Raw genomic sequence first — 13,957 nt, forward strand, 5'->3', positions numbered from 1 at the left:
CATGGGCTCAAGCATTCTCACCGCGACGGACCTTAGCAAAGTGGTCTCCAGCGCGGAAGGTGAACTGACCATCCTGCACGAACTCAGCCTGGAACTGAACAAAGGCGACAGCCTGGCCATCGTCGGCGCGTCCGGTTCCGGCAAATCCACCCTCCTGGGCCTGCTGGCCGGCCTTGACCTGCCCAGCGGCGGCGAAGTGACCCTCGCCGGTCAGGCCCTCAGCGCACTGGATGAAGACCAGCGTGCACGGATCCGCGCCGAACATGTCGGTTTCGTCTTCCAGTCGTTCCAGCTGCTCGACAGCCTCAATGCCTTGGAAAACGTCATGCTGCCGCTGGAACTGGACGGCCGCAAGGATGCCCGCGAGCGCGCCACGCAACTGTTGCAGCGCGTTGGCCTGGGGCAGCGCCTGACCCACTCGCCGCGCCAGCTCTCCGGCGGCGAACAGCAACGCGTGGCGATTGCCCGCGCCTTTGCCGCCGAACCCGACGTGCTGTTTGCCGACGAACCCACCGGCAACCTCGACAGCCACACCGGCGAGCGTATCAGCGACCTGCTGTTCGAACTGAACAAGGAACGCGGCACGACCCTGGTACTGGTGACCCATGATGAACGCCTGGCCCACCGCTGCCGGCGCCTGATCCGACTTGAAGCCGGCCAGATGGTCGCCCCCCTGGAGCCTTGATGGCACGCTTGCCGCTGTTGCGCCTGTTCAGTCTCGCTATCCGTCAATTGCTTCGCGATGCCCGCGCCGGGGAATTGCGGGTATTGTTCTTCGCCCTGCTGGTGGCGGTGGCAGCCAGTACCGCCATCGGTTACTTCGGTGCCCGCCTCAACGGCGCGATGATGATGCGCGCCACCGAGTTCCTCGGTGCCGACCTGCTGCTCGAAGGCAGCTCCCCCGCCCGTCCGGAGCAGATCCGCAGCGGCACCGAGCTGGGGCTGGACCACGCTCGGGTGGTGGAGTTTTCCAGTGTCGTGGCCACCGACAATGGCATCCAGCTGTCCAGCGTCAAGGCGGCCGATGACAGCTACCCATTGCGCGGTGAGCTCAAGAGCGCGCCGGCGCCGTTCGCCCCGGAAGAAACCGGCGGACGGCCGAACCCTGGCGAGGCCTGGGTCGAAGCACGGCTGCTGACGGCACTGGACCTGAAGATCGGTGACAGCATCGACGTCGGCAACCAGACCCTGCGCCTGAGCCGCGTGCTGACTTATGAGCCGGATCGCGCCGGCAATTTCTACAGCCTCACCCCGCGGGTGCTGATCAACCTCAAGGACCTGGAGGCCACTGGCGTGGTCCAACCGGGCAGCCGTGTCAGCTATCGCGACCTGTGGCGGGGCCCGGCACCGGCGCTGCAAACCTACCGCGACCTGCTCAAGCCTGGCCTTGAAGCCAATCAGCGCCTGCAGGATGCCCGCGACGGCAACCGGCAGATCGGTGGCGCCCTGGGCAAGGCCGAACGCTACCTGAACATGGCCAGCCTGGTGGCGGTGCTGCTGTCCGGTGTCGCCGTCGCGCTCTCGGCCAACCGTTTTGCCACCCGACGTTTCGATGCCAGCGCGCTGCTGCGTTGCCTGGGCCTGTCACGCCGGGAAACCATGGTGCTGTTCAGCCTGCAATTGACCGTGCTGGGCCTGCTCGCCAGCCTCAGTGGCGCCCTGCTCGGCTGGATTGCCCAACTGGGCCTGTTCGCCCTGCTGCATGACCTGCTGCCCACCGCGGTGCCACCGGGCGGGCTGTTGCCGGCAATCGCCGGGATCGGTACTGGGTTGGTGGCGCTGGCGGGGTTCGCCCTGCCGCCACTGGCGGCGCTGGGCCGGGTACCGCCGTTGCGCGTGCTGCGCCGGGACATGCTGCCGATCCCCTCCAGCTCCTGGGTGATCTACGGTGCCGCCTTGGGTGCCCTGGGCCTGATCATGTGGCGCCTGAGCCTGGACCTGGTCCTCACCTTCGCCTTGCTGGGCGGTGGTGTCGTTGCCGCACTGGTACTCGGCGGCTTGTTGTTGCTGCTGCTTCAGAGCCTGCGGCGCCTGCTGGCCCGCGCCTCCCTGCCCTGGCGGTTGGGTCTGGGCCAATTGCTGCGCCATCCCTTGGCGGCGGCCGGCCAGGCCCTGGCGTTCGGCCTGATCCTGCTGTCCATGGCGTTGATCGCGCTGCTGCGCGGCGAGTTGCTGGACACCTGGCAAAACCAGCTGCCCAAAAACGCGCCGAACTATTTCGCCCTGAACATCCTGCCCAACGACAAGCAGGCCTTCACCGACAAGCTGCTGGAATTGTCCGCGCAATCGGCCCCGCTCTACCCCGTGGTGCCCGGGCGCCTGATCAGCATCAATGGCGAGCCGGCCACGGAGTTCGTCACCAAGGACTCTGCGGGTGACCGGGCGCTGCAACGCGACCTGAGCCTGACCTGGGCCGCGGACCTGCCGCAGGGCAACGTCGTCACCGCAGGGACCTGGTGGCCGCAGCAACCTCCAGACGATGTCCCAGGGGTTTCGGTGGAAGGCAAAGTGGCCGAGAACCTCAAGATCAAGTTGGGCGACCGCCTGGTCTTCAGCGTGGGCGGCGTCAATCGTGAAGCGAAGGTCACCAGCCTGCGGGAAATCAACTGGGACAACTTCCAGCCCAATTTCTTCATGATCTTCCAGCCCGGCACCTTGAAGGATCTGCCGGCCACTTATCTCACCAGCTTCTACCTGGCGCCGGGCCACGACCAACAGATCGTCGACCTGTCCCGAGCCTTTCCGGCGGTGACGATCCTGCAGGTCGAGGCCCTGCTCGAACAGCTGCGCAGCATCCTGGCCCAGGTGACCCTGGCGGTGGAGTATGTGTTGCTGTTTGTGCTGGCGGCGGGAATGGCAGTGCTGTTTTCCGGCCTGCAGGCGACCCTCGACGAACGGATTCGCCAAGGCGCGCTGTTGCGTGCACTGGGTGCCGAACGCCCCTTGCTGGTCAAGGCTCGGCGCATCGAGTTCGGCCTGCTGGGCGCGGTCAGTGGCCTGCTCGCGGCCCTGGGTTCGGAGCTGGTGAGCCTGGTGCTTTATCGGTACGCCTTCGACCTGCCCTGGCATCCACATCCATGGCTGTTGGTATTGCCACTGCTGGGAGCCTTGTTGATCGGCGCGGCCGGGGTGTTTGGCACCCGTCGAGCGCTCAACGCCAGCCCGCTGACAGTATTGCGCGAGGGTTGATAGACTCCCGACTTCGCTCCTACAAGAAGTTGCCATGAGCCGTTATCGCCCACCCCGCACCGCCGGCACCGCGCTGATCACCCCCGAAGGTGAAGCGCGGATGCGCGCCGAATTCCATGAGCTGTGGCATGTGCGCCGCCCCCAGGTGACCCAGGCGGTCAGCGAGGCGGCGGCCCAGGGTGATCGTTCGGAAAATGCCGAATACACCTACGGCAAGAAAATGCTGCGGGAAATCGACAGTCGCGTGCGCTTCCTCACCAAGCGCCTCGAGGCGCTCAAAGTGGTCAGTGAAAAACCCAGCGATCCGAACAAGGTGTACTTCGGCGCCTGGGTGACGGTGGAAGATGAGGATGGCAAGGAATCACGCTATCGCATCGTCGGCCCGGACGAGCTGGACCTGAAACAGAACCTGATCAGCATCGACTCACCGTTGGCACGGGCACTGATTGGCAAGGCCCTGGACGCCGAGGTCAGCGTCCAGACGCCTACGGGAGAGAAGAGGGTCTACATCGTGAACATCGCTTATCCATAGCCTTCAGGCCGGATATCTCAGCGGCGAGTGATCAAGCCCTGCCGCGCGATACGAGTCAGTTGTCGGATCATTTCAGGAGCGTCCGCCACGCTGGGGGACTGGATGACGGCGAGGTCAAAACTGTCATTGGCGAAGCGCGCCAGTGACTCGCCGTCTTCGACAAACTGGATCAGGAAAGCGGCGGGCCCATGGTTACGGCGCGGCCAACCGTCGAGATAGCGCAAGAGCGTTGGCTGGTGAGTACCGCCCAGGAGAATTTTCGGGTTGCGCTGCACAAGGTTCGCCGTGATCGGCGCAAGACGTACAAGGGGACTGGGTGCGTTCATCGTGTCGTGTCTCTGCCTCAAAAGTCTGCATGGCAGGTGAGAGGCAACACCGAACCAGCGCTTTAGCGGTATTTCGAAGCCTTGTCTCCGGCTTCTATCGGCAACTGGATGAGTCACCTGGCGCCCCGCAAGTAGCTGTTTAAATCGGCGCATGAGCGGCATCCTAGAGAAGCTGACCGGCCAGTGTCAAGAATCACCGCCCACAAAAAAGGCCCGTACAAGACGGGCCTCGAATTCAAATCGTGCAATCAATCCGCGATGGCACGATCGACCGACAGCTTCCCCGCGCCCTCGATCAGCACGGCAATACTGCCCGCCAGCAACGTCAGGGCAAACTCATAACCGTTGTTGGCCATGAACAAGCCGTTACCGATGTGCACGGAGAAAATCGCTACCAGCGACAGGAAGGCCAGGCCCAATGCCGCGGGACGCGCGAGCAAACCGATGATCAGCGCCAGCCCGGCGAAAAACTCGGTACCGCCGGCCAGTGTCGCCATCACGTAGCCCGGGGTCAGGCCGATGCTTTCCATCCACTGCGCCGTGCCCGCCAAGCCGTAGCCACCGAACAGGCCGAAGAGTTTCTGCGAGCCGTGGGCGGCGAAAACGATGCCGACAACGATGCGCAAGACCGTCAGGCCGTAGCCGGCGCGGGTAAACAAGACTTTGTTGATCAATGAGCTCATGCGGGTTCATCCCTAGATGTGTGGTTGTTGGTCGCCATATTAATCAAAAAAACTTGTACTAAAAGCGCAAAAAATGCGAGATACCAATCGAATTAATAGATCACTTTCGCAGGGCGACTTTTTGATCTCCAGGCTCCAGCGACTCTCGTTCACGATCGAATGCCAAATAGTACTTATTGACACTATTAACGTAGCTGACGGCGCCCATTCCCACCTGCTCCATGGCAATGCGCTCGACCTGGAAGAACCACTGGTTGGGATTCAGCCCCCGCCGCCGGGCCTCGGCTCGCATGCCTTGGACGCGCTCGGGCCCCATGTTGTAGGCAGCCAGGACGAAGGCCATGCGCTCGCGCTCGTTGAGCTTGGGGCTGGCAAAAAACTTTCGGCGGATGAGGGCCAGGTACTTGGCGCCTGCCAGCACATTGGCATCCAGGTTCTGGATGTTATCGACCCCGACTCGCTGGGCCGCCGCCGGGGTGATCTGCATCAGGCCGGTGGGGCCGCTGCCGCTGCGGGCATTGGGTTGCAGGGCTGATTCCTTGAAGGCCAGGGCCGCCAGGTTGAGCCAGTCCATGCCTTGGGTCTCGGCATGTTTTTGCAGCACCGGGCGCAGTTTTTCCAAGCGCTGGCGATCGGCCCGGGCCAACGGATAGTGGACCTGGTACAAACGACGGTAGATCCGCAGGAATGCCGCATCCTGGTTGGAAGGTACCTTGTAGGTCGCCAGGAATCGATCGATGCTCGCCCGTAGCATGGCGGCGTCACGGCGCACGAACCAATACTCGTCAGCCGGCTCGCCGATCAGTACCTGACGGTCCAGGCGCAGCTTGGGCAGGATCTTGCCCCAACGCTCGGCGATGGGTTGCTCGACGATGGTCAAATGGAAAATCCCGCCCTGGACCATTTCCAGGACATCCTCTACAGCCAGGGTGGGATCGACCCATTCGATCTTCACTGGCGGCAGCTTGAGCAGCGCCAGCTTCTGGTTGATCTGGCTCACCGCATCCCCTGCCGCACTGCCGTTGGGCAGCGCCAGGGTCTTGCCGGAGAGTTGCTCCACCCGCGTGTAGCGTTTCTCGCCCTTGATACCCACGAGCAGCAAAGGCACGTCGGTACGGATCGGATCGCTGGCGCTGACCGCATGACCGGCCTGGGGTTCGAGTAACTCCCCAGGCGCCACGAGGTCGCCCTCCCCGCGTTGCAAGGCGCCGAGCAGTTGGTCCTTGGCCTTGGGAATGATCTTGAGGGTGATTTGCTGGCCATCCCGGGCGTGGCCATTGAGGTACTGTTCGAAGGCACGCAGCCGATGATATTCGACGCCAATGGGTTGCCCCTGGACTTCACCGGAGCTGTTGCGACTCTGGTTGACCAGGACCTTCAACTCCCGACTGCTGCGGATCTGCGCCAGGTCGCGCACCGCACCCGGAGCCACCGCTTGCACCGGGCCGGGCAGCCGCGCTTCGGCCAGCATTGGCAACAACAGCGAACAACACAACAGTAGCAACACCAGGGGACGTGTCATCCACTCTCCGGAAGGAATACTGCGGACCGCCTCCGTGAAAAAACGAGGCTGAGTCGACAGAAACAGAGCGCCTGGGGCGCTGAAAAAGTGCGAAAGACTGGCACAGTGATGGCTTTTATACCAACCCGACGTGTCTCGCGGCCTTAACAGACAGCCTCAACTCTTTGTAGTTCTTGGCTTTTCTTATAAATCTACAGCTCTGATATGCTTTCCGGCCTTTGGGCCGAGGTAGCACCATGCAACTCATCGATATCGGCGTCAACCTGACCAACCCCAGTTTCGCCGACAAACATCAGGTGGTGCTTGAGCGCGCCTATGAATCCGGGGTCTGCCAACTGGTCTTGACCGGTACCAGCATCGAGGGCAGCGAGCAGGCCCTGGAACTGTGCGATCACCTCGACGACACTGGCGAGCGACTGTTTTCCACCGCCGGCATTCACCCCCATAGCGCCAGTGAGTGGACTGCCGACAGCGCCCGGCACCTCAAGGATCTGCTGATGCACAGCCGCGTGCGCGCGGTGGGTGAATGCGGGCTGGATTTCAACCGGGACTTCTCTCCCCGACCGCAACAGGAAAAGGTTCTGGAAGAACACCTCGCGTTGGCCGTCCAGCTGCAATTACCGGTTTTTCTGCACGAACGTGACGCCGACCAACGCTTGCTGGACATCCTCCGGGATTTTCGCGATCAGTTGCCGGCAGCGGTGGTGCACTGCTTTACCGGTGAAAAAAAGGCGCTGTTCAGTTATCTCGACCTGGACCTGCACATCGGCATCACCGGCTGGATCTGCGATGAACGCCGGGGTACGCACCTGCACCCGTTGGTGCGCGAGATACCCCGTGGCCGGCTGATGCTCGAAAGCGACGCGCCGTACCTGCTGCCCCGCACGCTGCGGCCAAAACCCAAGAACGGTCGCAACGAGCCGGCCTACCTGACAGAGGTCCTGCGCGAAGTGGCCTTGCACCGGGGCGAAACCCAGGAAGACCTGGCAGCCCACAGCACCGCGTGCGCCCGGGCGTTTTTCGGATTGCCCATCCTTTCCGAATGAACCCACATCCCCCTGTGGGAGCGGGCTTGCTCGCTCCCACAGGGAGTTTGGTTATCTGTTGGTCCCTATTAAAATCCCCGACACCTATATCGTCTGTTGACCCATATCAAAATCCCGTCACCTGAGTAGCGGCAGAATAATGGCACCTTGCCAATGCTGTTTCCGCTATCAGAGAAGACCTTCCATGGGTGCCTGGCTTAGCAATATCTCGTTGAAATACAAATTCTGGGCGGTCAATGCGGTCGCCTTTGTCACTACCCTGCTGCTGGTGCTCTACGCGGTGCACCTTGAACAGCAGGCGCGCAACCATGCGGCCCAGGCGAACGCCCAGGCCCAGGCCCACATGCTCGCTGCCTGGCCTGCCGGGCAGCCCCTGCCCAAGGCCGAAGGCCTCTTGGCATTGCAGCGCGACCAGGTGCCGGTGTTCAACGAACAACCGTTGCCTTCGCTGGCGCAGGCCGATGGCTGGGTAGACCTCGATGCCGGGTCGCTGCTTGATAACGATCCGCTGCTGGGCGCCCAAGTGATCCGTCGAGGGGACGGTCAACAGCTCGCCGTGCTGGCCCAGGGTGTAAGCCTGGGTCAAGTGTTCGGTGAACGCTTCAGCCAATACGCTGTGGCAGTGTTCGTGCTGATGCTGGCGATGCTGGGCGCATCACAACTGTTGATCCGCTTTTTGCTCAGCCAGCTCAACACGCTCAAAGACGTGATGCTGCACGTGGAGAAAACCGGTGACCTGTCCGCCCGCGTTCCCCTGGCGTGCAGGGACGAAGTGGGTCAGATGGCGGCCGCGTTCAACGCCATGCAGGCCGGTTATCAACGGGTGGTAGACACTGTTGCCAGCACCGCCCGGCAGTTGGACAGTGGTGCGGCGCGCCTGGCATCGAGCATGAACGATGTGCGCCACGGCATGCTGGGCCAGCAAAGCGAAACCGATCAGGCAGCCACGGCGATCAACGAAATGTCCGCCACGGTTTATCACATCGCCCAGCATGCCGGCGCCACCCGCGACCTGTCGAAAACCGCCGACACCCTGGCCGGCAACGGTCACGAAGTGGTTGGCCGGGTGCAACAGTCAATCACCGGGCTGTCTTCGGGTGTGCAGCAGACCGCCGAAATGATCCAGCGCCTGGCCGAAGACAGCCAGAAGATCAACGGCGTGGTCAGCGTGATCCACAGCATTGCCGAACAAACCAATCTGCTGGCCCTGAACGCGGCGATCGAAGCGGCGCGGGCCGGGGAAATGGGCCGAGGATTTGCCGTGGTGGCCGACGAGGTGCGCAACCTGGCCAAGCGGGTACAGACCTCCACGGATGAAATCACCACCATGGTTTCGGCCCTGCAAGCAGGGACCCGGGACGCGGTGGACTTCATGCAGGAGAGTTCGCTCAAGGCCGACGATTGCGTGCAACAGGCCCGCGAGGCCGGCGACGCCCTGGCACAGATCACCGCAGCGGTGGCGCAAATGCGTGAGAGCAACACTCAGATCGCTGTCGCGGCCGAGCAGCAAAGCCACGTCGCCGAGGAAATGAACCGGGCGGTGGTGAGCATTCGCGACGTGACCGAGAACACCGTACGCCAGACCGTGGATTCAGCCACCACCAGCGATGAATTGGCAACGTTGGCGGGCGAGTTGAGCAAGGCGATCGGGCAGTTGAAACTGTAGAGCGCTGGCTTGCCCGACTCCCTGCTGAGGGAATTCCCTCTGTGGGAGCAAGGCTTGCCCGCGATGGAGGCAGCTCGGTTCACCAAAGAACGTATCGCGTCCATCGCGGGCAAGCCTTGCTCCCACAGCCGTGCTCCCACAAACAAGTCCCCTCGCCACAACAGCAAAACTGTATGGCCATCTATCGCTTCGATAGCCAACCGCCATTCGCCGCCCCGCCCGCCCGGACCTATCCTTGGGTCATTCGGTTTCGTTCAAGGAATAGCATCATGGGCAAACGTCACCCCAATCTTCCGGCCTGGCAATGGCGCGCCTACCCTGACAATCATCGCCACCCCACCAACCTGGTGTTGCACCTGATTGCCGTGCCGCTGTTCATCGTCGCGTTTCTGCTGATTGTGTCGGGGGTGTTCAGCTTGAGCCTGGGCGATGTCGCCATCGGCATCATCGGCCTGCTCGCGGCACTCGGCTTGCAGCGTCACGGCCACAGCCTGGAGGCCCAAGCCAGCGAACCGTTCAGCGATCGCAAGGATGCCGTCTCGCGCCTGTTGGTGGAACAGTTCCTGACTTTCCCGCGGTTCTTCCTCAGCGGTGGCTGGTGGCGCGCCTGGCGGGATCGCCACCGTCACAACCACAAGCCTTAGCCGAAGCAAGCCATGCCCGCAGCGGCCTTACCCGAAGATGGTTACCGTCTGCCGGCTCATGGCGATCAAGCGACCATCGGCGCTCCAGAACTTCGCGGCGACATGGCCGTAACCGTCCTGGGCATGCTCGATCTCAGCCAGGTACTTGCACCAGTCCAGTGTCGTGAGTTCCAGCAGCGGCTGGACGAACTCGATGGTCCAGGTGAGCGTACTGCCCGGGGCCATTTGCGAAAGGTGAGGCAACAAGGCCGGCGGCCAGGCATCCACCAAGGCCAGGATATGGCTTTCGTTCAGTGGCTCCTCCTGCACATCGCCGCGCAAACGCACCCAGCCGCCCATGCTCCGGGACTTATTGCCGCTGAACGGCAAGCCTCCAACGCTCCAGCGCATCGCCAGATGCCGCATGAACTCCGGCGTAGCGCCCTTGACGTAGGGCAGTTCCTGGCATTGCTCCACACTTTTGAATTCCGGCGCGGGGTCGGCCTGCACCGCCACCACCGATGAGCGCGATGCGCCGAAACTGCCTTGCACCACGGTCACCACTTGGCCGTTCTGCACTGCGCGTCCGAGCACCTGGCTGACGGCCTTGCCTTCACGCAACACGTCGACTTCGAAGCTGACAGGCACATCGGGTTCGACCGGGCCGACAAAGGTAATCGCCAGCGAGCGCACCGGGCGATCCGCCGGCACCTTGGCACGCATCGCCTCATATTGCAGCGCCGCCACCAGCCCACCAAAACTGGCCCGCCCCTGGCCCCATTCAGGCGCGATGCTCACCGCACCGGGCTGCCGGCGCACGGCATCGATCAAATCGGAAAAGCGCATGACGACCTCGAAAACAGGGAAAAGGATGAAGGGATCTTAACCAGCCTGGGCTGGCGGCACAGGGCTCATTCCGGCCAAAGAGGCTGACAGAAAAGCCGAGGATCTTGAATTGCTCCCCTGTGGGAGCGAGCCTGCTCGCGATGACGGTGGGTCAACTTGCCTATCTATCGACTGATACACCGCTATCGCGGGCAGGCTCGCTCCCACAGGGGGTAAGTGCAAGGTTCAGGATTTTTCGAAGCAACTGGCAATCAACTTGTCGAGCACCTTGTCGGACTTGGCCTCGGCCTTTTCCATCGTGGCGTGCCAGGTAGGCACACAAGATTGCAGATCGGTTTCCTCCCTGGCCCGGACCAGCCATTGCCAGCAATCGTGCCAGTCGCCCAGCGCAGCCTGGGCTGACTTGAGCCGTGGCATGGCGGCTTCAGGCAGGCGGTCGAGTTCAGGGTAGGCTTCGAGGGCGTAGCGAACGCGCTTGATCAGCAGGCGCAACCGGTGACGGTCATGGGCTGGATCGCGCAGGGCTTCGCCGAGTTTCTTCCACTGTTTGTCCAGGCGCTTTTCGATGCGTTTGCGCAAGCCCTTCAGCAGGCCCTCACGCTGGGCGGCGCGAATGAAGCGCGGGAAGGCATCGAGGATCATCAGCAACTGCGCCAATTCAACACTCGCGGCCACGGCGGGATAGGCATCGGCCATTTGCACCTGGCGTCGCCGCGCCGCCTCGGCCTGGCCATGCTGCTCAAGGTAAGCGGCCAGGACTTCCCGGTCGCGCAAGGGCGTGGTCAGGGTGCCCACCGCCGAAGCAGCCGTTTCCAGTTGTTGGACGCCGGGCAACCCGCGCAACGGGCGAAGCAGGCTGCGCAAACGACGTACCGTGGTCCGCAGGTCATGCAGCGCTTCGCTGTCGGTATGGGCATTCAAGCGGGCCTGACAGGCCAACAGGCGGACTTCCAGGCCCAGTATCCGGGCCACCAGCCGATCGATCATGGACGTACTCCGTACGCAGCTTCAAGCGACAAGCCTCAAGCTGCAAGGGAGGATCGCGTCGCCCGCTCCTTCCTTGTAGCTCGCAGCTTAAAGCTTGTCGCTGTTCTTATCGTCCCGCGCGGGATTCGCGGATGTAGAAACGCGCTTTCTCGGCTTTTTTGGTACAGCCTTCGAATGCTTCGAATTGCTGCTGGGTCTTGGCGCCCGTCAGCAGGGACAGGGCCTTGGAGTAGCTGACGGTGCCGGCAAAACCTTCGGCCTTGGCCAGGTCCAGTTCACGCCAGGCGCTGTCGAGTTGGCTGCCACAGCTGTCACGGTAAGCGGTTTTGCCTGCGCAACCGGCCAGGGCCAGAACCATCAGGGATGCCACCAGGGGCAGGCAGATCCGGGCTTTCATCGATTACACCTCAAGTCAGGAAAACAGTCGTGCTGGTAAGACGGTCGCGCCTGGAAAAAGTGCCAAGGCCCGACCGTGTAAATTCAGTGTGGATGAGAATACGCAAATGCCACGCCGGCGTGTCAAAAAACGACGCTTGCGCCACAACGATTGAGCCAAGCTGTCGATAAGTGCATTGTTGAAACCTGTTCGACAAGAGGCCGGGTCATGACAAAACGTGTCGCATTGGTATTGGGCTCCGGTGGTGCCCGGGGCTATGCCCATATCGGGGTGATCGAAGAAATCGAACGACGTGGCTACGACATCGCCTGCGTCGCCGGGTGTTCCATGGGTGCTGTCGTGGGCGGGATCTATGCCGCGGGCAAGCTCAAGGATTATCGCAACTGGATCGAAAGCCTCGATTACCTGGACGTCCTGCGCCTGGTGGACGTCAGCTTCCGCCTCGGAGCGATTCGTGGCGAGAAGGTCTTCGGGCAGATTCGCAAGATCGTCGGTGAACTCAACATCGAAGATTTGCGCATCCCCTATACCGCCGTGGCCACCGACCTGACCAACCAACAGGAAATCTGGTTCCAGGAAGGTTGCCTGCATCAGGCAATGCGCGCTTCGGCGGCGATTCCCAGCCTGTTCACGCCCGTGATGCAAGGCAACCGCATGCTGGTGGATGGCGGCCTGCTCAACCCGTTGCCGATCGTGCCGGTGGTGTCGAGCCACTGCGACCTGATCATCGCGGTCAACCTCAACGCCACCAACCAGAAACAGTATCGATTACCGGTGATCCCACGCCCCGCCGCTTTCAGGCGCCGCTTCGACACCTTGGTCAGCTCCCTGGGTTCGCGCCTGCCGTTTCGCCGCCAGCAGGCCGAACAGTTGTTGCTGCTGGAACAGGAAGCCTTGAAGGCCGAAGCCGCCGACATCAACCCGTGGATCGACTCGGCCGAGCCCGAAGGCCAACAACCGGCTGCCGCGCCAGAAAACGAAGGCGCACCAAAATCCGCCACCGGCTCGTTCATCATCGACAACGTCGGCCCGGCCTCGTTGCTGGACTTGATCAACCAGAGCTTCGAAGTGATGCAGACCTCGCTGGCCCAGTACAAGATCGCCGGTTATCCGCCGGATGTGCTGATCAACGTGCCGAAGCGGGTGTGCCGGTTCTTCGAGTTCTACAAGGCGCCGGAGTTGATCGCATTGGGGCGGGAGATTGCCAGCGATACGCTGGATCGGTATGAGAGTGACCAGAACTGAATCTGTGGTGAGGGGATTTATCCCCGTTGGGCTGCGAAGCAGCCCTAAAACCTGAACCCGCGGTGTGTCAGGTCCAAATCATGTCTGAAGCTTTTTGGGGCCGCTTCGCAGCCCAACGGGGATAAATCCCCTCGCCACAAAAGCGCTTGGCTTAAACCTTGTGATTAAACACCACCCTCCCCCAACAACCGATACCCCACCCCCGCCTCGGTCGCAATGAACCGCGGCCGGGTCGGGTCGTCGGCCAGTTTCTGGCGCAGGTGACCGACCACGATCCGCAGGTAGTGACTGTCTTCGGTGTGGGTCGGGCCCCAGATGTCCTTGAGCAGTTGCTGCTGGGTGATGACCCGCCCCGGATGCCGCGCCAGTTGCGCCAGCACGGCGTACTCCTTGCGGGTCAGGGCCACTTCGGTGCCGTCCAGCAGCACCCGCCGATACGCCAGGTCCACCGTCAGCGGGCCGAACTTCAGCGCAGCTTCCTGTGGCTCGCCCGCCGGAGCCTGGCGCAACAAGGCACGGATGCGGGCAAGGAATTCCTGGATGCCGAACGGCTTGGTCACGTAATCGTTGGCGCCGTTGTCCAGTGCCTCGACCTTCTGTGCTTCGCTGGCCCGCACCGAGAGCACCAGTACCGGCACCGTCGACCATTGGCGAAACTCGCGCAACACCTGTTGGCCATCCATATCCGGCAGGCCCAGGTCGAGTACCAGCAGATCAGGCTTGTTCAACGCCGCTTGGGCAAGCCCTTCAGCGCCGGTACCGGCTTCCAGCACCTTGTAGCCTTGGGAGCTCAGGCTGATGCGCAGGAATTTGCGAATCTGCGGTTCGTCATCGATGACCAAAAGGGTCGCGGTCTGGCTCATGAGGCTCGTTCGTTGCAGTCAGGTGGAAAGGT

At 62.4% G+C, this 13,957-nt stretch carries 14 protein-coding genes; 7 read left to right on the forward strand and 7 right to left on the reverse strand.

The window, feature by feature from the left end; all coding sequences use genetic code 11:
- Position 1 precedes the first annotated feature (1 nt).
- The 3 genes from GN234_RS09770 to greB are packed head-to-tail and all read left to right on the forward strand — an operon-like array spanning position 2 to position 3,721.
- Positions 2-685 (forward strand): ABC transporter ATP-binding protein, encoded by a 684-nt coding sequence (locus GN234_RS09770; protein WP_109751437.1) that lies wholly within the window; start codon positions 2-4, stop codon positions 683-685.
- Complete coding sequence (locus GN234_RS09775) at positions 685-3,189, forward strand: ABC transporter permease (protein ID WP_109751436.1); 2,505 nt, start codon at positions 685-687, stop codon at positions 3,187-3,189. The genes GN234_RS09770 and GN234_RS09775 overlap by 1 nt, the downstream gene beginning before the upstream one ends.
- A gap of 34 nt (positions 3,190-3,223) precedes the next feature.
- The gene (greB, locus tag GN234_RS09780) at positions 3,224-3,721 is read left to right on the forward strand and encodes a transcription elongation factor GreB (RefSeq protein ID WP_109751435.1); all 498 of its coding nucleotides are present in this window, start codon (positions 3,224-3,226) and stop codon (positions 3,719-3,721) included.
- A 17-nt stretch (positions 3,722-3,738) separates the two neighbouring features.
- Here greB and GN234_RS09785 read toward each other — a convergent pair whose 3' ends face one another.
- The 3 genes from GN234_RS09785 to GN234_RS09795 form a co-directional block, all read right to left on the reverse strand.
- The gene (locus GN234_RS09785; RefSeq protein WP_116834197.1) at positions 3,739-4,047 is read right to left on the reverse strand and encodes a class I SAM-dependent methyltransferase; all 309 of its coding nucleotides are present in this window, start codon (positions 4,045-4,047) and stop codon (positions 3,739-3,741) included.
- 248 nt (positions 4,048-4,295) lie between these two features.
- Positions 4,296-4,730 (reverse strand): DoxX family protein, encoded by a 435-nt coding sequence (locus tag GN234_RS09790; RefSeq protein WP_109751434.1) that lies wholly within the window; start codon positions 4,728-4,730, stop codon positions 4,296-4,298.
- 100 nt (positions 4,731-4,830) lie between these two features.
- The gene (locus GN234_RS09795) at positions 4,831-6,252 is read right to left on the reverse strand and encodes an MltF family protein (RefSeq protein WP_176688364.1); all 1,422 of its coding nucleotides are present in this window, start codon (positions 6,250-6,252) and stop codon (positions 4,831-4,833) included.
- Between the two features lie 236 nt (positions 6,253-6,488).
- Here GN234_RS09795 and GN234_RS09800 point away from each other — a divergent pair, with 236 nt between their 5' ends.
- From GN234_RS09800 to GN234_RS09810, 3 genes are all read left to right on the forward strand, one after another.
- Complete coding sequence (locus tag GN234_RS09800; RefSeq protein ID WP_176688365.1) at positions 6,489-7,298, forward strand: TatD family hydrolase; 810 nt, start codon at positions 6,489-6,491, stop codon at positions 7,296-7,298.
- A gap of 184 nt (positions 7,299-7,482) precedes the next feature.
- On the forward strand, positions 7,483-8,964 hold the full coding sequence (locus GN234_RS09805) for a methyl-accepting chemotaxis protein (RefSeq protein ID WP_176688366.1): 1,482 nt from the start codon (positions 7,483-7,485) through the stop codon (positions 8,962-8,964).
- 269 nt (positions 8,965-9,233) lie between these two features.
- Positions 9,234-9,608 carry a terminase gene (locus GN234_RS09810; protein ID WP_116831775.1) on the forward strand — a complete coding sequence of 125 codons (375 nt, stop codon included), beginning with the start codon at positions 9,234-9,236 and terminating at the stop codon, positions 9,606-9,608.
- 27 nt (positions 9,609-9,635) lie between these two features.
- On the opposite strand, the gene GN234_RS09815 is transcribed toward GN234_RS09810, so the two are convergent.
- The 3 genes from GN234_RS09815 to GN234_RS09825 form a co-directional block, all read right to left on the reverse strand.
- Positions 9,636-10,433, reverse strand: a complete 798-nt coding sequence (locus tag GN234_RS09815; RefSeq protein WP_109751428.1) for an acyl-CoA thioesterase — start codon at positions 10,431-10,433, stop codon at positions 9,636-9,638.
- Positions 10,434-10,658: 225 nt separating this feature from the next.
- A complete protein-coding gene (locus GN234_RS09820) occupies positions 10,659-11,420 on the reverse strand; it encodes a CHAD domain-containing protein (RefSeq protein ID WP_176688367.1) in 762 nt (253 codons plus the stop codon).
- Positions 11,421-11,526: 106 nt separating this feature from the next.
- Positions 11,527-11,817 carry a hypothetical protein gene (locus GN234_RS09825; RefSeq protein ID WP_039588883.1) on the reverse strand — a complete coding sequence of 97 codons (291 nt, stop codon included), beginning with the start codon at positions 11,815-11,817 and terminating at the stop codon, positions 11,527-11,529.
- Positions 11,818-12,024: 207 nt separating this feature from the next.
- On the opposite strand from GN234_RS09825, the gene GN234_RS09830 reads away from it, so the two are divergent.
- Entirely contained in the window at positions 12,025-13,062 is a 1,038-nt protein-coding gene (locus tag GN234_RS09830; protein WP_176688368.1) for a patatin-like phospholipase family protein, read from the forward strand.
- 164 nt (positions 13,063-13,226) lie between these two features.
- On the opposite strand, the gene GN234_RS09835 is transcribed toward GN234_RS09830, so the two are convergent.
- Positions 13,227-13,925, reverse strand: a complete 699-nt coding sequence (locus tag GN234_RS09835; protein WP_109751425.1) for a response regulator — start codon at positions 13,923-13,925, stop codon at positions 13,227-13,229.
- Positions 13,926-13,957 lie beyond the last annotated feature (32 nt).

This window comes from Pseudomonas bijieensis (genome assembly GCF_013347965.1).
Classification (GTDB): domain Bacteria; phylum Pseudomonadota; class Gammaproteobacteria; order Pseudomonadales; family Pseudomonadaceae; genus Aquipseudomonas; species Aquipseudomonas bijieensis.

What these genes read in the sequence shown, in the direction of transcription:
- GN234_RS09820 (WP_176688367.1), bottom strand. Translation starts at nt 11,420, where the DNA reads ATGATCGATCGGCTGGTGGCCCGGATACTGGGCCTGGAAGTCCGCCTG.
- GN234_RS09835 (WP_109751425.1), bottom strand. Translation starts at nt 13,925, where the DNA reads ATGAGCCAGACCGCGACCCTTTTGGTCATCGATGACGAACCGCAGATT.
- GN234_RS09770 (WP_109751437.1), top strand. Translation starts at nt 2, where the DNA reads ATGGGCTCAAGCATTCTCACCGCGACGGACCTTAGCAAAGTGGTCTCC.
- GN234_RS09815 (WP_109751428.1), bottom strand. Translation starts at nt 10,433, where the DNA reads ATGCGCTTTTCCGATTTGATCGATGCCGTGCGCCGGCAGCCCGGTGCG.
- GN234_RS09790 (WP_109751434.1), bottom strand. Translation starts at nt 4,730, where the DNA reads ATGAGCTCATTGATCAACAAAGTCTTGTTTACCCGCGCCGGCTACGGC.
- GN234_RS09795 (WP_176688364.1), bottom strand. Translation starts at nt 6,252, where the DNA reads ATGACACGTCCCCTGGTGTTGCTACTGTTGTGTTGTTCGCTGTTGTTG.
- GN234_RS09775 (WP_109751436.1), top strand. Translation starts at nt 685, where the DNA reads ATGGCACGCTTGCCGCTGTTGCGCCTGTTCAGTCTCGCTATCCGTCAA.
- greB (WP_109751435.1), top strand. Translation starts at nt 3,224, where the DNA reads ATGAGCCGTTATCGCCCACCCCGCACCGCCGGCACCGCGCTGATCACC.
- GN234_RS09785 (WP_116834197.1), bottom strand. Translation starts at nt 4,047, where the DNA reads ATGAACGCACCCAGTCCCCTTGTACGTCTTGCGCCGATCACGGCGAAC.
- GN234_RS09810 (WP_116831775.1), top strand. Translation starts at nt 9,234, where the DNA reads ATGGGCAAACGTCACCCCAATCTTCCGGCCTGGCAATGGCGCGCCTAC.
- GN234_RS09800 (WP_176688365.1), top strand. Translation starts at nt 6,489, where the DNA reads ATGCAACTCATCGATATCGGCGTCAACCTGACCAACCCCAGTTTCGCC.
- GN234_RS09830 (WP_176688368.1), top strand. Translation starts at nt 12,025, where the DNA reads ATGACAAAACGTGTCGCATTGGTATTGGGCTCCGGTGGTGCCCGGGGC.
- GN234_RS09825 (WP_039588883.1), bottom strand. Translation starts at nt 11,817, where the DNA reads ATGAAAGCCCGGATCTGCCTGCCCCTGGTGGCATCCCTGATGGTTCTG.
- GN234_RS09805 (WP_176688366.1), top strand. Translation starts at nt 7,483, where the DNA reads ATGGGTGCCTGGCTTAGCAATATCTCGTTGAAATACAAATTCTGGGCG.